The organism is Thauera phenylacetica B4P (assembly GCF_000310225.1).
GTDB lineage: Bacteria > Pseudomonadota > Gammaproteobacteria > Burkholderiales > Rhodocyclaceae > Thauera > Thauera phenylacetica.
In genome coordinates this window covers 1-22187 of sequence record NZ_AMXF01000036.1, presented here as the reverse complement: position 1 = coordinate 22187, position 22187 = coordinate 1, and the positions used below count along the sequence as shown (strand labels likewise).

Below are 22187 nucleotides of genomic sequence, written 5' to 3'. Positions count from 1 at the left end.
AGAACCTACCGATGATGCGCAAGACCTGGCTCGCCCCCCTCTTCGCCGCCTTCACCGCCGCCTCGGGCCTCGCCCTCGCGACCCCCGCCGCCGCCCAGACGACGCTGAAGATGGCCTACGCGCTGTCGACCAGCTCGCATTACGGCGCCGGCGGCGAAGCCTTCTCGAAGAGCCTCGAGGCCGGCACCGGCGGCCGCTACAAGGTGCAGCAGTTCCCGAGCAGCGCGCTCGGCGGCGAGCGCGAGGTCATCGAGGGCTTGCAGCTCGGCACCATCGACCTCGCCATCCTGTCGACCGGCGCCACACTCAACTTCGTGCCGCAGACCGGCGTGTTCGACATCCCCTTCCTGATGCGCGACCTCACCCACGCCCGCCAGGTGCTCGACGGCCCGATCGGCCAGGACATGCTGAAGGCCTTCTCGGCGCGCGGCCTCGAGGCGCTGGCCTGGGGCGAGCAGGGCTTCCGCCACCTCACCAACAGCAAGCGCGCGGTGGTCGCTGCCGCCGACGCCAAGGGCCTGAAGATCCGCACCACCGAGAACCCGGTGCACATCACCGCCTTCCGCCAGATCGGCATCCTGCCCACGCCGATGGCCTGGCCGGAGGTCGCTACCGCGCTGCAGCAGGGCACCATCGACGGCCAGGAGAACCCGCTCTCGGTGATCACCTCGGCCAAGCTGTCGCAGCTGCAGAAGCACCTGTCGCTGACCGGCCACGTCTATGCGCCGGCGGTGGTGATGGTGTCGCCGACGGTGTACGCCGGCCTGTCCGACGCCGACAAGCAGGCCTTCGTCGAGGCCGCGAAGAAGGGCGCGCAGGCCATGCGCGCCTTCGTCGACAACATCGAGAAGACCGGCGTCGAGCAGCTCAAGTCCGAAGGCATGGAGGTGGTCGTCACGGTCGACCGCAAGTCCTTCGAGGACGCGGTGGCGCCGGCCTACGAGGAGTACTACAAGCGCTTCGACAAGAAGCTGATCGAGGACATCCGCAACACGCGCTGATCGCCGGCTGCGCGGGCCGCGCCGGGCGCACACCGCGTCCGGCACGGCGTCCCGGGTTGTCCCTCGCCGCCGCAAGGCCCTGCCCTCTCATCGCCCCCGCCGTGCGCGGGGGTTCGCCTTTCCAGCCTTCGCCCATGACGCTTCTCCACCGCATCGACCACTGGCTGTTCAAGGGCGTGTCCGTGCTCGCCCAGCTCTTCCTGATCGGCGCGGTGGCGGCCGGCTTCTGGCAGGTCGTCGCGCGCTTCGTGCTGTCCTCGCCGCTCGACTGGAGCGAGGTGCTGACGCGCGCGCTGCTGATCTGGGCGGTGCTGCTCGGCGTGGCGCTCGCCTTCCGCCACGGCGCCATGCTCGGCGTGGAGCTCCTGCGCAGCGTGCTGCGCGGCGGCCAGCGCCGGGTGCTGGAGTGGCTGGTCGCGCTGGTGTGCAGCGGCTTCCTCGGCTTCCTGGCCTGGATCGGCGGGCAGATGACCTGGCGCGTGCGCTTCCAGACCGTGCCCAGCCTGGACATCTCGATCTCGTGGATCTACCTGGCGATCCCGGTCGGCGCCACGCTGGCGGCGGTCGCCGTGCTGCTGCGCGTCGCCGCGGGCGTCACGGCCACGCCGGTCCCGCTCGACGGCCAGGGCTGAACGCACATGCCCGATACGCGGCACGCCAGCGCGCAGCCCACCCGCCGCCTCATGCACTAAAGCCCGCCCGCCCCTGACCGCCAGAGCCCGGGCACAGCCCTCCCCGTAGCGCCCGCCCGCCTCCTCTCCCCGCGCATCGCCCCCTCCGCCAACCTTCATCCCGCCCGCCGCCATGTCCCAGTTGATGATCCTCACCATGCTGATCTTCTTCGGCCTCACCGTGCCGGTGGCGGTCTCGATCGGCCTGGCGGCGATGAGCGGGGTGGCTGCGGCGAACCTGCCGTGGCTGGTGGTGGCGCAGCAGATCTACGCCGCGCTCGACAAGTACCCGCTGGTGGCAATCCCCTTCTTCATCCTCGCCGGCAACCTGATGGAGGCCGGCGGCATCTCCGAGCGCCTGGTCGAGTTCGCCAAGAGCCTGGTCGGCGGCGTGCAGGGCGGGCTGGCGATGGCCTGCGTGATCACCTGCATGATCTTCGCCGCGGTGGCGGGCTCGAGCGTGGCCACCACCTTCGCGGTGGGCGCGATCCTGATCCCGGCCATGGTGCGCCACGGCTACCCGGCGCCCTTCGCCGCCTCGCTGCAGGCCACCGCCGCGGAGCTCGGCGTGATCATCCCGCCCTCGGTGCCGATGATCCTGTTCGCGGTGTCCACCGACACCTCGACCGGCGAGCTCTTCATCGCCGGCGTGCTGCCCGGCCTGCTGATCGCGGCGGCGCTGATGGCCTACGTGTGGCTGTATGCGCGCCGCCAGCGCCTCGGCCTGCACGACGGCGACGGTCGCCTGCCGCTGTGGCCGGCGCTGCGCCGCGCCTGGCTGGCGCTGCTGATGCCGGTGATCATCCTCGGCGGCATCTATGGCGGCGTGTTTACGCCCACCGAGGCCTCGGTGGTGGCGGTGGTGTATGCGCTCGTGGTCGGCATGCTGGTGTATCGCCGCATCCGCCTCGCCGACCTGTCGGCGACGCTGCACCGCTCGGTGATCGGCACGGCCAGCATCATGTTCATCATCGCCAACGCCGGCGTGTTCGGCTTCCTGCTCAACCGCGCCGGCGTGCCCGACGCGCTCGGGCAGTGGCTCGGCCAGCTCTTCAGCGACAAGTACACCTTCCTGCTCGGGGTGAATGCCGCGCTGTTCCTGATCGGCATGGTCATCGAGACCTCGGCCTCGATCGTCGTGCTCGCGCCGCTGCTGCTGCCGGTGGCGGTGACCTTCGGCGTCGATCCGGTGCACTTCGGCGTCATCATGGTGATCAACCTCGCGCTCGGCATGATCACCCCGCCCTTCGGCGTGAACCTGTTCGCCGCCAGCTCGATCTCGGGCGTGCCGCTCGAGCGCATGGTGCGCCCGCTGCTGCCCTTCGTCACCACCGTGATCGGCTGCCTGCTGGTCGTCACCTACGTGCCACAGATCAGCCTCTTGCTGCGCGACCTCGTGTATCGCTGAGCGCGGCGCGCAAGGCTCGCAGCACCGCCACATGCGACAAGGCCCCGGCGCGGAGGCTCGCTCCATGCCGGGGCCCTGCAGACCCTCCGGCCTCAGTCGACCTCGAGCTTCCCGGTCTCGCCCACGAAGGCGAGGTTCTCCTCCTCTTCCGGGGCATGCACGGCGCTGCGCCCGACCATCGAGATCGCCAGGCCGGCGATCGCACCCGGGATGGCGAAGGCGAGGAAGTTGGTCTCCAGCGGCATCGAGATCAGCGCACCGCCCAGCATCGGACCGGAGATCGCGCCCAGACGGCCGACGCCCGAGGCCCAGCCGATGCCGGTGGAGCGGATCGCCAGCGGGTAGTACTGCGCGACGTAGGCGTAGAGCAGGATCTGCGAACCGATCGTGGTCGCACCGGCGATCGCCACCAGCAGGTAGAGGACGATCATGTCGTTCTTGATCGCGAGCGCGCTGATCGACACGGCCGCGATCGCGAACATGATGGTCAGCACCCGGCGCAGGTGGAAGCGGTCCGCCAGCCAGCCGCCGCCGATCGCACCGAAGATCGCGCCGAAGTTGAGCATGAGCAGGAAGCTCAGGCTGGAGCCGAGCTCGTAGCCGGCCTTGTTCATCAGCTTGGGCAGCCAGGAGCCGAGCGCATACACCATCAGCAGGCAGCTGAAGAAGGCGACCCAGAACATCAGCGTGCTGACCAGACGGCCGTTCTGGAACAGCGCGACCAGCGCGACGCTCCTGCCCTTGCCGGTGACGAGGTGAAAGTCGTCGCTGGCGGCGGGTGTATAGGACGGCTCGACGCGCGCGAGCAAGCGGCCGGCCTCCTCCTTGCGGCCCTCCTTGAGCAGGAAGCCTACGGCCTCGGGCAGGAAGATCCAGATCAGCGGCAGCAGCAGCAGCGGGATGCCGGCGACGAAGAACACCGACTGCCAGCCGTAGCTGGGCATCAGGTACATGCCCAGGAAGGCCGAGCTCATGCCGCCGACCGAGTAGCCGCTGAACATCACCGCGACCATGGTGCTGCGGATCTTCCTGGGCATGTACTCGGTCATCAGCGCGACCACGTTGGGCATGACGCCGCCGATGCCCAGGCCGGCGATGAAGCGCATCACCGCGAACTGGGTGGGCGTCTGTGCGAAGCCGTTGAGGAAGGTCATGCCGCTGAAGATCACCACGGTGATCATGATCACCTTCTTGCGGCCGATGCGGTCCGACAGCGGCCCGAAGATCAGCGCGCCGAACATCATGCCGAACAGCGCCGCGCTGCCGAGCGAGCCCGCCTGCAGCGGCGTCAGGTCCCACTCCTTCATCAGCACCGGCAGCACGACCCCGTAGATCACCAGGTCGTAGCCGTCGAAGATGATGACGAGCGCACACCAGAACAGCACGTTCAGGTGAAACTTGTTGAACTTCGCCTCATCGATTGTTCGATGTACATCTACTTTTCTCATGCTGGACTCCTGGCGCTTGCGTCGGGTTTTTAGGAGCTGCTGCAGGGATCGCGACCAAAGACTGTGCGGACGCACACGACTGCGACGCTCGACCCGCCTCCCGCTCCTCGGGGATCAGGAAGATCCTTGTCCGTACGCCGCAATCGCACAGGCACCTGCCATTCAGGCGCCAAAAAATGCACTATATCGCATCTTTTGATACATAAATACACATCACATGCACAATAACTCATAAATTTTTCCTGCGTGGGGCAAGCCTTGCTCGCTCCGACGCACCCCTTCCGCTCTGTCCGCGGCCGCCACACGATCCCTCGGCTGCGCGCATCCATCGCCGCGCGCCCGCGTCCGGCAAGGCGCTGCGCTGCGCGCCGCGCACAAAAAAACCGCCCCGACCATGACGGTCGGGGCGGCCTCGTGATGCGACAGCCTTCTTACTGCGTCGAGCGCGCGATCAGCACCGCCATCTTCGGGTTCTGCCCGGCCACTTCCTGGGCGAGCTCGGCCTTGGCACGCTGCCCGCCCTCCTCGGTGTTGAGGATGATCAGGTCGCAGCGCAGCTGCTCGGCCAGGTCGACCACCGCCTTGCCACGACCGAACAGCGTGGACGTCAGGATCTGGCCTTCGGCCGGCACGCCCTGGGCGTTCACCTCGTTCACATACTCCTGCAGGTTCGCCACGTGGCGCGGATCGATGGTCTTGTCGGTCTGGTCCACCTCGGCGGAGAGGACGTGCTCCGGCGCGAGGTACACCAGGTGGACCTTCGAGCCGGTCAGCGAGACGAACTCGGACACGCGCGCGCGCGTCAGCTTGTTCCCGGTGTGATCGACCACGGCCATGATGGTGCCGTAGAGGCGGGACTTGCCGTCCGGCACGGCCACCGCGGGGGCCGTGGTCGGCGCCACCGCCTGCACGGCCGCCGCGGCCTTGCTCTTCGGGATGATCAGGGTGAGCGCCAGGCCGATGAGGCTGATGCCACCGAGCACATAGAAGATGCTGTGCAGCTCGCCGGCGAACTTGACCGCCAGGAAGGCGCCGAAGATCGGCCCGAAGATGCCGCCGATACGGCCGAAGGCAGCCGTCCAGGCGACACCGGCGCCACGCACGTTGGTGCGGTAGTAGTTGGCGGCAAGGCCGTAGATCAGGGTCTGCGTCCCCGAGGTCCCCAGGCCGGTGATCGCGATCGTGAGCAGCAGCAGGGCCACTGCGATGCCGCCGACGTTGGCGAGCTGCTGGACTTCGCCGGCCTTGGCGACCGCCGGGACGTCGATCGTGGAGGCGATCATGCCGATGGCACCCATGGCGAGCGCGCCGACCAGGAAGCCCAGCGCCACGATGCGCTGCGGGCTGTGCTTGTCGGCCAGGGTGGAACCGTACAGCGTGCCCACCATGGCGCCGGCGTTGAGGACCAGCAGCAAGGCCAGCGAGCCGTTCTGGCCCATGATCGGCAGCATGATCTTGGGCAGCCAGGTGTTGAGCGAATACACCAGCAGCAGGCAGAACGCCGAGACGAAGCCGATGACGATCGCCGGGACGAGATAGACGGTGAACAGCCCCGACCAGCCCGCACGCGCGTCGGCGGCGCTGGCGGCCGCGCTCTGCTGCGGCTTGATCTCGGTCTCGGGGATGGGCACGCCGGTGCGCTCGGAGACGCGGCGGGCCTCGTCCAGGCGGCCGCGCGAGGCCAGCCAGGCCACCGACTCGGGCAGCTTCCAGATCGCCAGCGGCAGCAGGGTCACGAGCGGCAGCGCGCCGAGCAGGAACATGCCGCGCCAGCCGATGACCGGCAGCAGGAAGATCGCCAGCAGGGCCGACAGCAGCGAACCCAGCGGGATGCCCGCGTAGCAGAAGGCGGTGGCGAGGTTCTTCTTGCCCGGCGGGGCGAACTCGGCCGCCATCGCACCCGTGGTGCCGGCCAGCGCGCCGACGCCCAGACCGGTGATGAAGCGCCAGATGCCGAAGGCGGTGACCGATTCGGTCATGGACGAAATCGCCATGCCGATCGAGAACCAGGCGATGGAGGCGATCATGACCTTGCGGCGGCCGATCAGGTCGCCCAGGGTGCCGGCGACCAGCGCGCCGAGCATCATGCCGATCATCGCGTAGGAGCCGAGCATCCCGGCCTCCTGTGGCGTCAGCGCCTGATCGCCGATCCACTTGGCAGAGTCGGCGCCCATGAAGCCGGGCAGGACGGCGCCGTAGACGACGAGGTCGTAACCATCGAAGACCAGGCCGACGAAGGCAAGTGCGATCACCCAGGTGATGGTGCTGCGCCGCTTGCGCGCCATTTCCGGGCATTCAATTGGAGGAGCATTCGATTTCAAGATCGTGCCTCTTTGCAGGAAGTGCTGGGATGGGGAGATCGGACGGACGAGCGCTGAAGGGGTGGACGCACTTCAAGCGCCGTCTCGCGAGGGACCGTCAGGTTATGGCGCAATCAGCCCGATCAATATCCAGGCTCTGCACCATCGATATCCACTTCCTGCACACCCCGAATCGAGGCGGGAGCCACGGGGCGCGGCATTCGCCGTTTCGCCGCCGCGCAAGAACGCCCCGGCGCCTGCCTTGCCGCAGGGTCGGGGCGTGTCGCTCCACGTGCTTGCCGGGACCGGGCTCAGCTGCTGGCCACCGCGCGGTTGGCGATGATGCGCGCATCCACCACCGCATAGCCGTCCGCATAGGCGATCACCGGGTTGAGGTCGAGCTCGGACAACTGCGGGTAGGCGCTGACGATGCTCGACACCTTCAGCAGCAGCTCGACCAGCGCGGCCTTGTCCACCGGGGGCTCGCCGCGCACGCCGGCCAGCACCTTGCGCGCCTTGAGCTGGTCGACCATGGTCTCGGCGTCGCGCCGCGACAGCGGGATGGCGCGGAAGGCGACGTCCTCGAGGATCTCGACGAAGATGCCGCCGAGGCCGAACATCAGCACCGGCCCGAAGATGGGGTCGCGCACCACGCCGACGATGACCTCCACACCCTTCCTCGCCATCGGCGTCAGCAGCACGCCGCGCAGGTCGGCGCCGGGGTCGTAGGCGCGGCAGCTCGCCATGATCTGGTCGTAGGCCTCCCGCAATGCCGCCTCGCCGACCAGGTTCAGCTTCACGCCGCCGGCGTCGGACTTGTGCAGGATGTCCTTCGACACCACCTTCATCGCCAGCGGCTGGTCGCCGAACTTCTCCACCGCCGCACCGAGCTCGTCCGCCGAGTGGGCGACGCGCTCCTCCGCCACCGCGATGCCGTGCGTGCGCAGCAGCGCCCTGGCCTCGTGCTCGTAGAGGTCGCGGCCCTCGTTCTGGGCGCGCGCGAACATCGCCTGCATGGCCTCGTCCGCCACCACGCCGGCCTGCAGCGGCTGGCCGTGGCGGTCCTGCAGGTAGAGGCCGCGCTCGGCGAGCGCCTGCAGCACCTGCACCGCCTGCTCGATCGAGGCGTACACCGGCAGCCCGGCCTCGTGCAGGCGGCGCAGCGCGGGCGGCTTGACCGGCGCATAGAGGCTGTACACCACCAGCGGCTTGCCGCTGGCGCGCGCGAGCTCGATCATGGCCTCGGCCGCGCGCATCTCGCCGCCGAGCAGGGACTCGGCGAAGCGGGTGTGGTAGCCGCCGAACATGCCGACGAGGAAGATCGCATCCACGTTGTCGTCGTCGGCGACGATCTCCACGCAGCGCGCCAGCACCTCGGGGTCGGCGTCCGAGCTGCCGGCCACATCCACCGGATTCGCCAGCGAGGCCTGCGCGAACAGGATCGCCGCCAGGCGCTTGCGCGTGGCCTCGGACAGCTCGGCCAGCTCCAGACCGGACTCCGACAGGCGGTCGGAGGTGATCGTGGCCTGGCCGCCGCCGTCGGCGATCACGGCGACGCGCCGGCCGCGCGCCTGCTGCATCAGCGCCAGGCCCTCGGCCACCGGCAGGATCTCGTCGGAGTGATGCACCACGCTCACGCCGACCTGGCGCAGCAGGTCCACCGTCATCGCATAGCTGCCGGCGAGCGCGCCGGTGTGGGAGCTCGCCGCCTTCTTGCCGAGCTCGGTGGCGCCCGACTTGTACACCACCACCGGCTTCACCGGGGTGATCTCGCGCGCCACCTCGAGGAAGCGCTGGCCGTCGCGGAAGCCCTCCACGTACAGCGTGGCCACGCGGGTGCGCTCGTCCTCGCCGAGGTAGCGCAGGTAGTCGTTGAAGCCGACGTCGGTCTGGTTGCCCGGGCCGACGTAGGTCGAGAAGCCCACGTGGCCGTTGTGCTCGGCCTCCAGCACCAGCGCCAGCAACATGTTGCCCGACTGCGAGATGAAGCCGATGTCGCCCGGCCTGGCGTTGCGCAGGTCGAGCAGGTTGACGTCGTGGTGCAGGTTGAACATGCCCGAGGTGTTGGGGCCGATGATGCGCACGCCACCCGCACGCGCCGCGTCCAGCACCTGCTGCTCGAGCCTGGCGCCCTCCGGCCCGGTCTCGCGGAAGCCGCTGGCGAGGACCACCGCGCCCTTGACGCCCTTGCGCCCGCACTCCTCGAGCAGCCCGGGCAGGGTCTTCGCCGGGGTGCAGATCAACGCCAGGTCGATCGGGCCGGGCACGTCGTCGAGCGTGGCGCAGGTCGGCACGCCAAGGATCTCGGGCACCTTTGGGTTGATCGGGTAGATGCGGCCACGGTAGTGGCCCTTGATGAGTCCGACCATGGCCTTGTAGCCGCGCTTGGTGGGGTCGGCCGAGGCGCCCACGATCGCGATCGAGGCGGGGGCGAGGAAGTCGTGCAGCGGGCTGCGGTGCACCGGGCTGCAGGGCACGGGGCTCGGGTTCTCGCTCATGTCATTCCCCCTTGAACACCGGCGCACGCTTCTCGGCGAAGGCATCCACGCCCTCCTGCCAGTCGCGCGTGGTGCCGACGAACATCATGCCCTCGAGCTCGGCGGTGAGGCAGGCATCGAGCGTGCGCTCGGCCGAGAGGTTGAGCTGGCGCTTGGCGAGCTCCATCGAGAACGGCGCCTTGGCCGCGATCCTGCGCGCGAAGGCGCGCGCCTCGTCGAGGAAGCCCGCGTCCGCGAACACCCGGTTCGCCAGCCCGATGCGCACCGCCTCCTCGCCGCCGACGCGTTCGCCTAGGAAGGCCAGCTCGCGCGCCTTCGCCAGTCCCACCAGGCGCGGCAGCAGCCAGGTCACACCGCCGCCGAGGAAGTTGCCGATCGAGATCTCCGGCAGGCCGAGCTGCGCGCCTTCGGCCATCAGCAGGAAGTCGGAGGCGAGCGCCATCTCGGCGCCGGCGCCGAGCGCGTAGCCGTTGACCGCGGCGACCACCGGCTTCTTCAGGTCGATCAGGCGGCGGCACACGTCCTGCTCGCCCTTGAGGTACTGCCGACGGTCGAAGGCGGTGCGCCCGGCCTTGTGCTCCTTGAGGTCGGCGCCGACGCAGAAGGCGCGGCCCTCGCCGGTCAGCAGCACGACGCGCGCCTCGCGCGTGGCCTCGGCGCGGCCGAGCGCGTCGTTCAGCTCGTCGTAGAGCTGCTGCGTGACCGCGTTGAGGCGCTGCGGGCGGTTGAGACGGATCTCGGCGATGCCGTCGGAGAGGTCGTAGAGGAGGGTTTCGTAGCGCATGGAGACTCCCGGTCGGGGTTGGGGGGCGAGGAAGACGAAGCGGCGGAAGACGCCGCGGCCACCGGCGGCGCGGGCTTGTGCATCAACACCACGTCCTTGGCCGGCAGCTCGCAGCGCCAGCCGAAGCGGGCGGCGATCACCCGGAAGGTGGCCGCGCGGTAGAACACGACGTGGGTGGGGTCGCGCCGGTAGTGCCAGGCGGCGAAGCGCGCGTCCTCGGTCTGCAGGCAGGTGGTGATGCCGAGCCAGCCCCCGGGGCGCAGCAGGCCGTCGAGGCGCGCGAACTCGGCCGCGGGGGCGTGGAAGTGCTCGACCACCTCGGTGCAGGTGACGAAGTCGTAGCGGCGCGTGAGCGCATCGGGGTCGGGGGCGAAGAAGGGATCCCACACCCGCATCGGGTGGCCGGCCTCGCGCAGCATCGCGGCCAGCGCCGGCCCCGGGCCGCAACCGTAGTCCAGCCCCTGCGCCGCGGGCGCGAGGCGGGCGCGCAACGGATCGACCAGCCGAGCGAGGAAGCGGCGGTAGCCGGCATCGCCGGGGTCGTTGCGGTGCAGGCGGTACTCGGCGCACTCGGCATCCGCCGCCGGCCGCTGGCCCGGGTGCAGGAAGGTCGCCTCGCAGGCTTCGCAGCGCAGATAGTCGCGCCCGCCCACGTGCAGAAAGGGGCGCACGGATGCGCCAAGACAGACCGGGCAGCAAGACGCCGTCCCGGGAGCCGGCTGATTCATGCCTTCCATTGTATCGACCCGCGCCGGCGCTGCCCATGGCGGAGATCCCGCACTCGCGAAGGTCCGCGCAGGCGCGGGACAGAGGTTCGCGCCTGCCGACGCTCCTACAAAAACCGGTCTCAGAGCCTGAGAAGCATTTGATTTCCGCAAGCCGAGTAACCGACATGCGACGAGACCCAGTGGCCTGCGATGCGCAGGTGCTGTGGGGTGTTCGAGGCCCAGCCAAGCGTCTGTGAGGGCAGATCCGGGGTTTTCAGGCGGCGGGTTTTCATTTCAGGCACCTCTTATGCCAGCGCTGCGGCGATTTTGGACGCACCGCTACCTCGACCGAGCATCTGCGGCGCGATCTTGGCCATGCGCATCAAGTTGTGCGCCAGCGCGTACAGGTAGGCCACCGCTCGAACCTTGCCCAGCCCGCGCACAGGCATGCGCTGCAGTCCGCGGTTGCGCGCCAGTGCGTTGACGCACTCGGCCGTGGCCGCGCGTTGCTTGTACACATCCTTGATCTCGTCGCCGGCCATGCGCGCACGCCACTGCGCCACCGGCTCGGAGTCCCCTTCCTTGCGCCGGTACTTGTCCGGCGGCGGGCGGGCGTCGTCGTCGCGCTTGTCTGCCTTGCGCCTGGGCTCGGGCACCGGGGCGATGACCTCGGTCTGGCCTTTCGTGTGCGCATGCACCGCCTCAATCTGCTCGTGCGCGGGAAAGCCCCCATCGACCAGCCATTGCCCGGGTACGGTGCCCGTGCGCTCGATGACCTGCTCGAGCATCGGCGCCATCTGCGCCATGTCGCTGCCGGTGTTGCTCACCTCCACCCCGACGATGACCTGGTCCTCGCACGTTGTGGCCAGTTGTACGTTGAACGCTGGCCGGTAGCCGCCGTCGCCCATCTTCATCACCCGCGCGTCGGCATCCGTGGTGCTGGCTCGTGCCTGCTCGGGCTTTTCACCGTTGCGCCGCTTGGCCGCCTGCACCTGCGGCAGTTGCTCCAGCGCGGCGCGGATGCACTCCTCGCGCTGCTGCGCGGCACGCTCGCGCGCAGCCTGCGCCCGGCGGCTGGCCGCTGCCGGATCGGCCGCGGCGCGTTTCTTGATGTCATCGACCAACTCGCCGGCCTCGGCCAAGTGCTGCTCGAGGCTGGCCTGCCGCCGAAACGACGCTGCGCCCGCATCGGCACGCACGCGCATGCCGTCCTGCGCCACGCGCTCCAGGCTGATCGCCCCAGCCGAGGCCAGCGCAGCGACATTGGCCGTGAGCACTTCGTCCATCAAGCTCTCGTTGCCTGAGCGAAAGTCGTTGAGCGCGTGGTAATTCACCGACACGCCACCGCAGATCCAGCGGTAGGCGTCGCTCTCGCGCGTGAGACGGGCAATCTCCCGGCCGCTGCCCACCGCATCGAGCGTGGCGTACAGCCACAGCGCGAACAGGATCCGCGGGTCGATCGCCGACCGTCCGGCGTTGCTGCCACGGGCCTTGATCGATTCGATCAACCGGCTCAGGTCCTGCCGCTCGACGTAGCCCCACACCAGCCGAGCCCGGTGATCCTCACCCAGCAGCGACTCCAGGTCCGAGGCGCGCAGTTCGATCTGCCCGCGGTTGGGCTGCAGCAACCGCGGCGGGCCTTGCCGGCGTGAAGCCGCCCGCGCCTGCTTCGCCGCGATCACCTGTTGTTCCTCGACAGCCGGCAGCTCATCGAACAGGCTGGCCGGCGATCCGTTATGACGTTCGGTCTCGTTCATGTCTCGGAGCATGCCAGTCCCAGCACAAACAGGCGAGATTGGAGAAAAACTCTCACGCTCTCAGCGCTGCGAGCACCCCGTGTAAGAGCGCCGCAAGGCGCGAATCCATCGAAGAAAGGAGCGCCGGCGCGTGGACAGCCGCCCGTTCGCGTCTGCCGACGCTCCTACAGGGCCGCGTTCAGGGCCTGGAAGCGCGGTGCGCGGGTTCACTCGCTGCGCACAATCGCCGACAATGCGCGCCGGACCAGCGTGCCGATCCTTCGTATCGGCCGTCCACGCCGCGGGCAGGCCCCGCACACGGCCGCCGGCAACGGTCAGTCATCAAGCCCCGGCGGCATCCCGCACCGGGGCGGCTTCGCTCATCGGGAGAACTCATGAACCGCCGCAACTTCCTGCGCGCCGGCAGCCTCGCGGCCGGCCTCGCGCTGCCTGCGCTCGCTCGCGCCCGGCAATCCGCCTCGACCGCGGCACCCTCGCCCCTCGCCACCCCCGCCCCGCTCGCCGAACCGCCCGCCTTCGCGCCCACCCCGGAGACCGGCTGGCGCCGCTTCGAGCTGACGAGTCGCATCGAACCCCTCCCCGGCGACGGCCCCCTGCGCGTCTGGGTGCCGCTGCCGGCGATGCACGAGACCGCCTGGCAGCGCCCGATGGGCAGCCTCTGGCAAGGCAACGCCGACCTCATGGAGCGCGTGCGCGACCGCTCCGGCGCCGAGATGGTCTACGCCGAGTGGGCGCCGGGCGTCGCCCAGCCCCAGCTCGAGATCCTCAGCCGCTTCGCCACCCGCGACCGCGCCATCGACTTCAGCCAGCCCGGCGCAGACCCCCAGCGGCTGACGCGCGCCGAACGCATGCTCTACCTGCGCGCCACCGCGCTGCTGCCCACCGACGGCATCGTGCGCGACACCGCGCGCGACATCGTCCAGGGCGCGAAGGGCGACGAGGACAAGGCGCGCGCGATCTACGACTGGATCGTGGACAACACCTTCCGCGAGCCCAAGGTGCGCGGCTGCGGCATCGGCGACATCCGCAGCATGCTGGAGACCGGCAACCTCTCGGGCAAGTGCGCCGACCTCAACGCCCTCTTCGTCGGCCTCGCGCGCGCGGCCGGGCTGCCGGCGCGCGACGTCTACGGCATCCGCGTCGCCGACTCGCGCTTCGGCTACAAGAGCCTGGGCAAGAGCGGCAACGTCTCCAAGGCCCAGCACTGCCGCGCCGAGGTCTTCCTGGAGCGCTTCGGCTGGGTGCCGGTGGACCCGGCGGACGTGCGCAAGGTCGTGCTCGAGGAGCCGCCGGGCAAGCTGTCCATGGTTGATCCCAAGGTCGCCGCGGTGCGCAGGCAGCTCTTCGGCGCCTGGGAGATGAACTGGCTGGCCTACAACGACGCCCACGACCTTCGCCTGCCCAACAGCACCGGCAAGGAGATCCCCTTCCTGATGTACCCCCAGGGCGAGCTCGCCGGCCAGCGCTTCGACAGCCTCGACCCGGACGCCTTCAGCTACTCGCTGAGCGCGCGGGAGATCTCCTGAGGCGGCGCTGCGACGGAACGGCGCTCGCCCGCCGCAGCGCTGCATTCGCGCCTGCCGGCGCTCCTACATGAGGCGTAGCGAGCTCCTGGCCTTCCCTGCACACGCCCGGGCCACGCTACGCCGGCCGCCCGACGCCTGCCCGTCATGCTCCACCCGCTAGAATGTCCCATCCCACATTCCCACGAGAGGAAGCCCGCATGACCTACCCCCACACCCGCCTGCTGATCGACGGCCAATGGTGCGACGCCCTCGACGGCCGCACCCTGGCGGTGCACAACCCCGCCACCGGCGAGGAGATCGGCCGCGTCGCGCATGCCGCGATCGCCGACCTCGACCTCGCCGTCGCCGCCGCCGTGAAGGGCTTCCAGGCCTGGCGCCGCACCCCGGCGATCGAGCGCGCCAAGACCCTGCGCCGCGCCGCCGCGCTGATGCGCGAGCGCGCCGGCGACATCGCCCGCCTGCTCACCCAGGAACAGGGCAAGCCACTGCCCGAGGCGAAGATGGAAACGCTCGCCGCGGCCGACATCATCGAGTGGTTCGCCGACGAGGGCCTGCGCGTGTATGGCCGCATCGTGCCCGGCCGCAACCTCGCCGCGACGCAGATGGTGATCAAGGACCCGGTCGGCCCGGTCGCCGCCTTCACGCCGTGGAACTTCCCCATCAACCAGGTGGTGCGCAAGGCCGCCGCCGCGCTTGCCACCGGCTGCTCCATCCTGGTCAAGGCCGCCGAGGAGACGCCCGCGGCGCCTGCCGAGCTGGTGCGCGCCTTCGTCGACGCCGGGGTGCCGGCGGGCGTGATCGGGCTGGTGTACGGCAGCCCGGCGGAGATCTCGAGCTACCTGATCGCGCACCCCGCGATCCGCAAGATCACCTTCACCGGCTCGACCCCGGTCGGCAAGCAGCTCGCCGCGCTGGCCGGCCAGCACATGAAGCGGGTGACCATGGAGCTCGGCGGCCACGCGCCGGTGATCGTGTGCGAGGACGCCGACCTGGAGCTGGCGATCAAGGTGTCGGCGGGATCGAAGTTCCGCAACGCCGGCCAGGTCTGCATCTCGCCGACGCGCTTCCTGGTGCACGAGGCGGTGCGCGAGAACTTCGCCGCGGCGCTGGCCAGGCATGCGAGCACGCTGAAGGTCGGCGACGGCCTGGCCGAGGGCACGCAGATGGGTCCGCTGGCCAATCCGCGCCGCGTGGCGGCGATGGCGGATTTCGTGCAGGACGCGGTGGCGCGCGGCGCGACCGTGGCGGCGGGCGGCGAGCGTATCGGCAGCGCGGGCAACTTCTTCGCGCCCACGGTGCTGACCGGCGTGCCGCTGGATGCGAAGGTGTTCAACGAGGAGCCCTTCGGGCCGCTGGCGGCGATCCGCGGCTTCACCACGCTGGACGAGGCGATCGCCGAGGCGAACCGGCTGTCCTTCGGGCTGGCGGGCTACGCCTTCACCGCCTCGCTGAAGAACGCGCACCGCCTGGCGCACGAGCTCGAGGTCGGCATGCTGTACATCAACCAGCCCGCGACGCCGAGCGCGGAGATGCCCTTCGGCGGCATCAAGGATTCGGGCTACGGCACCGAAGGCGGCCCGGAGGCGCTCGACGCCTACCTGAACACGCGCGCGGTGACGGTGTTGAACGTGTAGGCCTGCGTACTTCGGCAGCAGCGAGGACGGGCGGCTGCGCGGCGTGCGGACCACCCGTCCTCTTTCTGGGCTTCGGCACTTGTGCGGCTGCGATGCGGCGGTGGAGCGGGGACAGCGGGCGCCGCCTGCACTTGCGGCCCGTCGCTGCGCTCCGGGCTGCCCTCGGTGGAGGACGTGGCGGGGCGGCGACGCAAACTCGTCGCTGCGCTCCTCGGACATGCGTCGCCTTGTTTCCCCCGCGACGCCCTCCGCCTCGGCGCTCCTGAAGTTGGCGCCCGCTGTCCCCGCTCCACCGCCTCGCGTTCGTGATGCGCGAGACGCCTCACGCCTCACGCCTCACGCCTCAGAAATGCCATTCCATCTGGAAGGTCGGCGCGTTGGTGTCGATGCCCGGCTTCTCGACGCCGTTGCCGTAGGCGTGGTTGCCGAACTTGTTGCGCCAGTACTCGTAGCCGACGCCCATCAGGAAGGTGTTCTTCTTGCCCCAGGCCATCTGCCCGACGTCGACCATCAGCGAGGTGCGCATCAGGGTCTCGGTGTGGGTCTTCACGCCGGCGTAGTCCCTGCCCTTCTCGCCGTTGATGTTGATGAAGCCCTGGAACTTCAGCGGCAGCGGGCCGGCACTGAAGGGGATGCCCCAGGCCGCGCTCACGATCCATTGCGGGTCGAAGCTAACCTCGGTCTTCGGGCAGGGGTCGAAGGTCGACGGCGCGACCGGATCGAGACCGCAACGGTTCCACTCCTTGCCGACGAGCAGGCTGATGTCGAGGAAGCCCGGCACGTCGAACTTCAGCGTGGGCCCCAGCACCAACAGGCGTTTGCGCGGCGAGAACGCGGTGTTCTTGGTGTTGAGGTCGAAGCCGGCGGTGACGGCAAGCTCCTTGACTGGCCCGAACGCGAAGCTGCGGTCGAACACCTTGCCGAGATGAACCTGATGCCGATAGGTCAGGTAGAACTCGGTCGCGCCGCTGCCGCCGCCGTTGGCCGGGTCGGCCTTGTCCGACTGCAGCACGTCCAAGTTCAGGAAGTTCTGGCCGACGGCGTACCCGCTGGCGTGGGTGAATTGCAGGACGTGCTTCTCGACGTCCTTCGTGTTGGTCGGCTCGCGGAAGTCGCTACCGTAGCGGTAGCCGACGAAGGTGTCACTCCAGGTCGCAGCCTGGCTCGCCGCGGGGGCGGCGACGAGGGCGCAGGCGAGGGCGAGCGGGGCGATGCGGCGGGGCGTTGTCATTCTTGTCTCCGGTCCTGTCCATTGGTTGGCTTCTGCGGCGCAAGGTCGTGCGCACGGCCGCCAAACTAGCAAGCTCCGGACCGGGTCTGAGTCTGCCCGTCCTGATACGACATATCAGGGAAAGCGGATGTTCGTGCAGCCGTGCGTGCAATCCGTCCTTGCCGGCATCTTGCCCACCGGCTTCAATCTGCCATGGACGCAACCCCGGAGAGGCCGGGCAGGACGATGAGCGAAGACACCAACAACGACGATCTGGGGCGCGAAGGGCCTGCGGACGAACACGACGAGGGCGAGGCGCAGCGCGGCTTCACCTTCGAGGACATGCGGCTCGCGGTGGGCGACCGGCTGCAGATCGAGTGCACCGCGCGCACCGGCGTGCGGCGGGCCTTCGTACGCGTGGTCGGCTACGTGGACGGCATCAGCCTGCTGGTGAGCACACCGGTCTCTGGGGGGCGGCGGGTGGAGCTGGTCGAGAACGATCCGGTGATCGTGCGGGTGTTCTCGCGCCAGAGCGCCTTCGCCTTCCGCGCCTCGGTGCTGCGCGCGTGCAGGCTGCCCTTAGACTATGTGCACCTGAGCTTTCCGACCGTCATCCAGGGCAGCGTGATCCGCAAGGCGACGCGGGTGCGCACCCAGTTCCCGGTACAGGTGAGCACCGAGGCCGGCAGCGCCGCGGGCGAGGGCACGATGCTGAACCTGAGCGCGACCGGCGCGCTGATCCACACCCATGCCGCCCTCGGCGAACAAGGCTCGATCGTCCGCCTGCGCTTCGACGCCGACCTCCACGGGGTGCAGTCCGAGCTCGACATCGCCGCCGAGATCCGCAACGTGCAGCAGGCGCCCGACGCGGAGAGCGAAGGCATCGAGTACCACTACGGGGTGGACTTCCACGCGCTCGGCGCGGAAGACCGCATGAAGATCAAGAGCCTGGTCTACCAGACCATCATCGAGCAGCCGCGCCGCATCATCTAGCGCCGCGGCGACGCGCGGCCCTACAGCATCTTGCCCGGGTTGAGGATGCCGCGCGGATCCAGCGCCGCCTTGAGCGTGCGCATCAGCGCGATCTCCGCCGGCGTGCGCGAGTACGCCAGCCAGTCGCGCTTGAGCACGCCGATGCCGTGCTCGGCCGACACCGAGCCGCCGTAGTCGCGCATCACGCCATACACCGCCTCCTCGATCGCGTGCAGGCTGTCGGCGTCCTGCGGCACCTTGCACACCACCACGTGCACGTTGCCGTCGCCGACGTGGCCGAAGAACAGCGCCTGCAGCTGCGGCCAGCCGCGCTCCAGGTTGGCGCGCATGCGCGCGACGCACTCGCCGATCCGGCCCACCGGCACCGAGACGTCGAAGTTCAGCGTCGGCGCCTGCTCGCGCAGCACCTCGGCGATGCCGTCGCGGATCGCCCACAGCGCCTCGGCGTCGGCCATCGACTGTGCCACCGCGGCGTCGAGCACCCAGCCGGCCTCGATCGCCTGCTCCAGCATGGTCTCGAAGCGGCGGGCGTCGGTCTCGGGCTGGCCGCAGTGCATGTCGGTCAGCACATACACCGGGTAGTCGGCGGCGAAGGGGCGGCGCAGGCGGTTGGTGGCGACCGCGACGTCGAGATACTCGCGCCACATGATCTCGAAAGCGCTGACCTGGCCCGACAGGCTCTGCTGCGCGTGGCGCAGGAAGCTCAGCGCGGCATCGAAGTCGGCGAGCGCCACCAGCGCGGTGCTGGTGCCGCGCGGCAGCGGATGCAGCTTGAGGACGATGCGGGTGACGATTCCGAGCACGCCCTCGCTGCCGATGAACAGGTGCTTGAGGTCGACGCCGGCGTTGTTCTTGACCATGCGGTTCATCATCGGCAGCACGGTGCCGTCGGCGAGCACGGCCTCCAGGCCGAGCACCGAGTCGCGCGTATTGCCGTAGCGGATCACGCGGTTGCCTCCGGCGTTGGTCGACACGTTGCCGCCGATCTGGCACGAGCCGCGCGCGCCGAGGTCGATCGCGAGCAGCGCGCCGGCCTCGTGGCAGGCCTCCTGCACCGCCTGCAGCGGCGCGCCGGCCTGCACGGTCACGGTGCCCGAGCCGAGGTCGATCTCCTCGATCGCGTTCATGCGCTCGAGCGACACCACCACCTGGCCCTCGCCTGGCACCGCGCCGCCGACCAGGCCGGTAAGGCCGCCCTGCGGCACCACGGCCTGGCCGTGGGCGTTGCAGATCGCCAGCATGCGCGCGAGCCCGTCGGTGCTGCGCGGACGCAGGATGGCGAGCGGCGTGCCGCCGCTGGCCGTGCTCCAGTCCTTCAGGTGGCGCGGGCTGGCGTCGCCGGCGAGGACCTCGTCGGCGCCGAAGACGGCGCGCAGTTCGTCCAGCACGGCGCTCCGGTCGGGTTCATGGGACATGCGGTTCTCCTGCGGGCCTCGCGCCCGCTGTCGTGATTGGCTGCAGGGCGCCGCCCCGGGGGCTGCGACGCCCGTGGTTCAGGTGAACACCGGCTCGGGCTCCAGGCGCACGCCGAAGCGCGCCTCGACGTCGGCGATGATGGCCTGCGCGATGCGGCGCACGTCGCCGCCGGTGGCACCGCCGCGGTTGACCAGCACCAGGGCCTGGCGCTCGTAGCAGCCCACCGGGCCGAGGTCGCGCCCCTTCCAGCCGGCCTGCTCGATCAGCCAGCCGGCGGCGAGCTTCTCGCTGCCGTCGGCCTGCGGGTAGTGCGGCAGCGCGGGGTGCTCGGCGAGCAGGCGCGCGCAGCGCGCGGCGTCGACCACCGGGTTCTTGAAGAAGCTGCCGGCGTTGCCGAGCACCGCCGGGTCGGGCAGCTTGCGGCTGCGGATCGCGATCACCGCGTCCGAGACCTCGAGCGCGCCCGGCTGCGCGAGGCCGCGCGCCTCGAGCTCGCGCGCCACGTCGGCGTAGCGCGTGACCGCGCGCCACGGCCGCGGCAGGCGGAAACGCACCGCGACCACCATCCACTTTCCGGGATTGCGTTTGAACACGCTGTCGCGGTAGCCGAAGGCGCAGGCGGCGGCGTCGAAGCGGCGCAACTCGCCGGTGTCGAGCTCGACCGCGTCGAGCGACTCGAAGCGCTCCACCAGCTCCAGCCCGTAGGCGCCGATGTTCTGGATCGGCGCGGCGCCGACCGTGCCGGGGATCAGCGACAGGTTCTCCAGCCCGGGCCAGCCCTGCGCCAGCGTCCAGCGCACGAAGTCGTGCCAGCTCTCGCCGGCGCCGGCCTCGACGATCCAGGCCTCGGCCTCGGTGCGCAGCAGGCGGCGGCCCGGGATCTCCACGCGCAGCACGGTGCCGGGGAAATCACCACCGAACACGAGGTTGCTACCACCGCCGAGCACCAGGCGCGGCGTCTCGGTCCAGCCCGGCGCGGCGATCGCCGCACGCAGCGCATCGACCGAGCGCACGCGCAGCAGGCGGGCCGCGCGCGCGCGCAGGCCGAAGGTGTTGAAGGCGGACAGGTCGGCGTCGGGGACGACCTGCAAATTCGCGTCGACGCGCGGGCTGCAGCCAGCGGCCGTCATCTCAGCGCTCCGCCGCCAGCACAACCGCGGCCGCCCCATCGGGCGCGATCGGGAACAGGCGGTCGTAGCCGAGGTTGAACAGGAAGGCGTAGATCGTGTAAGTGATCGCCAGGCCGATGTCGGCGATCATCGCATCGACCCAGCCCATGCCGGTCCACCACACGATCACCGGCAGCGTCATCACCAGCAGGCCGGACTCGAAGCCGAGCGCGTGCAAGGCGCGCAACCGGAACGGGCGGCGGTCGGCGGTGCGCCCGGTGAGCCGGCCCTCGATCCAGTCGAAGGTGGTGTTGTAGGCGCCGTTCCAGATCGCCGCCATCAGCGCCAGCAAGGCGAGCAGGCCAATGGATTCGCGGATCGGCACCCCGCTCGCCCAGGCGAAGGGCGGGGTGATCAGCACCAGGCCGCCGATCTCGAACATCGCGATCTGGCGCAGGCGGTCGGGGAAGGTACGAAGCTTGGGTTTTGCGGACACGGAAGGGAGCTCGGGCAGCGGCGGGCCGGTCGGGCCCGCGCCTCGTCCTGCGGGTCGTCCCGCGGGAAACCGACGGTCGCTGCGCGCTGCGCGCATGGCGGGCGGGGTCGTCCCCGCGTCGGACCGGATCGGGTGCCGTCGACACCCGGGCGGACTTTTAGCAAGTCGCGCGCGGATTGGCAAGCCGAACGAGGCGATCACCCCCGAGGCGGCGGCCGGGAAGGCAGCCGGCAACCCATTGCTGCTAAAATGTTTGCACAAAAACTCATTCCTACCGCACGGCGACCGCCCCCACCCGGGACGGACAGCAGTGCGGCGCCCACCCATGCTGCCCACCCTCGTCCCGATCGGCGCGCTGCTCGCCGGCATCGCCCTGCTCCTGCTCGGCTCCGGCCTGCTCAACACCGTGGTGTCGCTGCGCGGCAGCCTCGAGGGCTTCTCCGACACCACCCTGGGCCTGATCGGCTCGACCTACTTCCTCGGCTTCTTCCTCGGCACCTTCGTCGCCCCCAAGCTGATCCGGCGCATGGGCCACATCCGCGCCTTCGCCTTCTTCGGCGCCACCGTCGCGGCCTGCATCCTGCTGCACGCGATCGTCGTCCACCCCTGGTTCTGGATGGGGCTGCGCGTGCTCACCGGCATGAGCCTGGTGGGCTTCTACGCGGTGATCGAGAGCTGGCTCAACGACCAGACGGCGCCCGAGCGCCGCGGCCAGGTGTTCGCGGCCTACATGATCGTGAACCTCGCCGCGCTCGCCGGCGCCCAGCAGCTGCTGCGCCTGGACACGCCGGCCAACTTCACCCTGTTCGCGGTCGCGGCCATGTTCGTCTGCCTGTCGCTGCTGCCGGTGACGATGACGCGCTTCCCGCAGCCGCAGATCGCCACCCGCGTGCGCCTGCGCCTCCGGATGACCTGGCGCGCGGCGCCCGCAGCCTACGTGGGTGCGCTGTCCTCCGGCCTGTCGATGGGCGCGTTCTGGAGCCTGACCCCGGTGTACGGCGAGCGCGTCGGCCTCGACGAGGCCGGGATCGGCCTGCTGATGACCGCCGCGATCGTGGGCGGCGCGCTGCTGCAGTGGCCGATGGGGCGCTTCTCCGACGCCGGCGACCGCCGCCTCGCGCTCTCCGTCGCGGCCTTCGGCGCCGCGCTCGCCGCGGTCGCGGTGGCGCTCTTCGGCCACCTCGAGCACGTCCCGCTGGCGGGGGTCTTCCTCTTCGGCGGGATGGCCT

Annotated in this window: 17 protein-coding genes; 7 read left to right on the top strand and 10 right to left on the bottom strand. The window is 70.1% G+C overall.

Features of this window, described 5'->3' with window-relative positions; genetic code table 11:
• Window positions 1-11 precede the first annotated feature (11 nt).
• The 3 genes from C667_RS07390 (at window position 12) to C667_RS07380 (ending at window position 3080) form a co-directional block, all read left to right on the top strand.
• Entirely contained in the window at window positions 12-1001 is a 990-nt protein-coding gene (locus tag C667_RS07390; protein ID WP_211207677.1) for a TRAP transporter substrate-binding protein, read from the top strand.
• 134 nt (window positions 1002-1135) lie between these two features.
• Entirely contained in the window at window positions 1136-1633 is a 498-nt protein-coding gene (locus C667_RS07385; RefSeq protein ID WP_004359682.1) for a TRAP transporter small permease, read from the top strand.
• A gap of 172 nt (window positions 1634-1805) precedes the next feature.
• On the top strand, window positions 1806-3080 hold the full coding sequence (locus C667_RS07380) for a TRAP transporter large permease (protein ID WP_004359680.1): 1275 nt from the start codon (window positions 1806-1808) through the stop codon (window positions 3078-3080).
• A gap of 92 nt (window positions 3081-3172) precedes the next feature.
• On the opposite strand, the gene C667_RS07375 is transcribed toward C667_RS07380, so the two are convergent.
• The 6 genes from C667_RS07375 to C667_RS07350 all read right to left on the bottom strand — a co-directional run bounded on the left by C667_RS07375 (window position 3173) and on the right by C667_RS07350 (window position 12574).
• Window positions 3173-4528 carry an MFS transporter gene (locus C667_RS07375; protein ID WP_004359678.1) on the bottom strand — a complete coding sequence of 452 codons (1356 nt, stop codon included), beginning with the start codon at window positions 4526-4528 and terminating at the stop codon, window positions 3173-3175.
• A 431-nt stretch (window positions 4529-4959) separates the two neighbouring features.
• The gene (locus C667_RS07370) at window positions 4960-6813 is read right to left on the bottom strand and encodes an MFS transporter (protein WP_004359676.1); all 1854 of its coding nucleotides are present in this window, start codon (window positions 6811-6813) and stop codon (window positions 4960-4962) included.
• Between the two features lie 326 nt (window positions 6814-7139).
• Window positions 7140-9326 (bottom strand): acetate--CoA ligase family protein, encoded by a 2187-nt coding sequence (locus C667_RS07365; RefSeq protein ID WP_004359674.1) that lies wholly within the window; start codon window positions 9324-9326, stop codon window positions 7140-7142.
• Window position 9327: 1 nt separating this feature from the next.
• On the bottom strand, window positions 9328-10110 hold the full coding sequence (locus C667_RS07360; protein ID WP_004359672.1) for an enoyl-CoA hydratase/isomerase family protein: 783 nt from the start codon (window positions 10108-10110) through the stop codon (window positions 9328-9330).
• A complete protein-coding gene (locus C667_RS07355) occupies window positions 10002-10781 on the bottom strand; it encodes a class I SAM-dependent methyltransferase (protein WP_004359669.1) in 780 nt (259 codons plus the stop codon). Before C667_RS07355 ends, C667_RS07360 begins: the two co-directional genes overlap by 109 nt.
• 341 nt (window positions 10782-11122) lie before the next feature.
• Entirely contained in the window at window positions 11123-12574 is a 1452-nt protein-coding gene (locus C667_RS07350) for an IS1182-like element ISThph1 family transposase (RefSeq protein ID WP_004359038.1), read from the bottom strand.
• A 374-nt stretch (window positions 12575-12948) separates the two neighbouring features.
• On the opposite strand from C667_RS07350, the gene C667_RS07345 reads away from it, so the two are divergent.
• Both C667_RS07345 and C667_RS07340 read left to right on the top strand, forming a co-directional pair.
• The gene (locus tag C667_RS07345; RefSeq protein WP_004359666.1) at window positions 12949-14100 is read left to right on the top strand and encodes a transglutaminase-like domain-containing protein; all 1152 of its coding nucleotides are present in this window, start codon (window positions 12949-12951) and stop codon (window positions 14098-14100) included.
• Between the two features lie 197 nt (window positions 14101-14297).
• Window positions 14298-15734, top strand: a complete 1437-nt coding sequence (locus tag C667_RS07340) for an NAD-dependent succinate-semialdehyde dehydrogenase (protein ID WP_004359664.1) — start codon at window positions 14298-14300, stop codon at window positions 15732-15734.
• A 343-nt stretch (window positions 15735-16077) separates the two neighbouring features.
• Here C667_RS07340 and C667_RS07335 read toward each other — a convergent pair whose 3' ends face one another.
• Window positions 16078-16965, bottom strand: coding sequence for a hypothetical protein (locus C667_RS07335; RefSeq protein ID WP_004359662.1), 888 nt, complete (start codon window positions 16963-16965; stop codon window positions 16078-16080).
• 225 nt (window positions 16966-17190) lie between these two features.
• Here C667_RS07335 and C667_RS07330 point away from each other — a divergent pair, with 225 nt between their 5' ends.
• Window positions 17191-17937 carry a flagellar brake protein gene (locus C667_RS07330; protein WP_004359660.1) on the top strand — a complete coding sequence of 249 codons (747 nt, stop codon included), beginning with the start codon at window positions 17191-17193 and terminating at the stop codon, window positions 17935-17937.
• Window positions 17938-17957: 20 nt separating this feature from the next.
• Here C667_RS07330 and C667_RS07325 read toward each other — a convergent pair whose 3' ends face one another.
• From C667_RS07325 to C667_RS07315, 3 genes are all read right to left on the bottom strand, one after another.
• On the bottom strand, window positions 17958-19352 hold the full coding sequence (locus tag C667_RS07325; RefSeq protein WP_004359658.1) for an FAD-binding oxidoreductase: 1395 nt from the start codon (window positions 19350-19352) through the stop codon (window positions 17958-17960).
• A gap of 78 nt (window positions 19353-19430) precedes the next feature.
• Window positions 19431-20483 (bottom strand): UDP-N-acetylmuramate dehydrogenase, encoded by a 1053-nt coding sequence (murB, locus tag C667_RS07320; protein ID WP_004359656.1) that lies wholly within the window; start codon window positions 20481-20483, stop codon window positions 19431-19433.
• 1 nt (window position 20484) lies between these two features.
• The gene (locus tag C667_RS07315) at window positions 20485-20958 is read right to left on the bottom strand and encodes a PACE efflux transporter (protein ID WP_004359654.1); all 474 of its coding nucleotides are present in this window, start codon (window positions 20956-20958) and stop codon (window positions 20485-20487) included.
• Window positions 20959-21283: 325 nt separating this feature from the next.
• Between C667_RS07315 and C667_RS07310 the strand changes: the two genes are divergently transcribed.
• Window positions 21284-22187, top strand: a 904-nt coding sequence (locus C667_RS07310) for an MFS transporter (protein WP_004359652.1), incomplete at its 3' end; no start/stop codon positions are given.

Excerpts from the sequence above, each read along its gene's own strand:
- C667_RS07375 (WP_004359678.1), bottom strand. The coding sequence starts at position 4,528 with ATGAGAAAAGTAGATGTACATCGAACAATCGATGAGGCGAAGTTCAAC.
- C667_RS07360 (WP_004359672.1), bottom strand. The coding sequence starts at position 10,110 with ATGCGCTACGAAACCCTCCTCTACGACCTCTCCGACGGCATCGCCGAG.
- C667_RS07330 (WP_004359660.1), top strand. The coding sequence starts at position 17,191 with ATGAGCGAAGACACCAACAACGACGATCTGGGGCGCGAAGGGCCTGCG.
- C667_RS07325 (WP_004359658.1), bottom strand. The coding sequence starts at position 19,352 with ATGTCCCATGAACCCGACCGGAGCGCCGTGCTGGACGAACTGCGCGCC.
- C667_RS07390 (WP_211207677.1), top strand. The coding sequence starts at position 12 with ATGATGCGCAAGACCTGGCTCGCCCCCCTCTTCGCCGCCTTCACCGCC.
- C667_RS07340 (WP_004359664.1), top strand. The coding sequence starts at position 14,298 with ATGACCTACCCCCACACCCGCCTGCTGATCGACGGCCAATGGTGCGAC.
- C667_RS07350 (WP_004359038.1), bottom strand. The coding sequence starts at position 12,574 with ATGAACGAGACCGAACGTCATAACGGATCGCCGGCCAGCCTGTTCGAT.
- C667_RS07385 (WP_004359682.1), top strand. The coding sequence starts at position 1,136 with ATGACGCTTCTCCACCGCATCGACCACTGGCTGTTCAAGGGCGTGTCC.
- C667_RS07370 (WP_004359676.1), bottom strand. The coding sequence starts at position 6,813 with ATGGCGCGCAAGCGGCGCAGCACCATCACCTGGGTGATCGCACTTGCC.
- C667_RS07345 (WP_004359666.1), top strand. The coding sequence starts at position 12,949 with ATGAACCGCCGCAACTTCCTGCGCGCCGGCAGCCTCGCGGCCGGCCTC.
- C667_RS07335 (WP_004359662.1), bottom strand. The coding sequence starts at position 16,965 with ATGACAACGCCCCGCCGCATCGCCCCGCTCGCCCTCGCCTGCGCCCTC.
- murB (WP_004359656.1), bottom strand. The coding sequence starts at position 20,483 with ATGACGGCCGCTGGCTGCAGCCCGCGCGTCGACGCGAATTTGCAGGTC.
- C667_RS07365 (WP_004359674.1), bottom strand. The coding sequence starts at position 9,326 with ATGAGCGAGAACCCGAGCCCCGTGCCCTGCAGCCCGGTGCACCGCAGC.
- C667_RS07380 (WP_004359680.1), top strand. The coding sequence starts at position 1,806 with ATGTCCCAGTTGATGATCCTCACCATGCTGATCTTCTTCGGCCTCACC.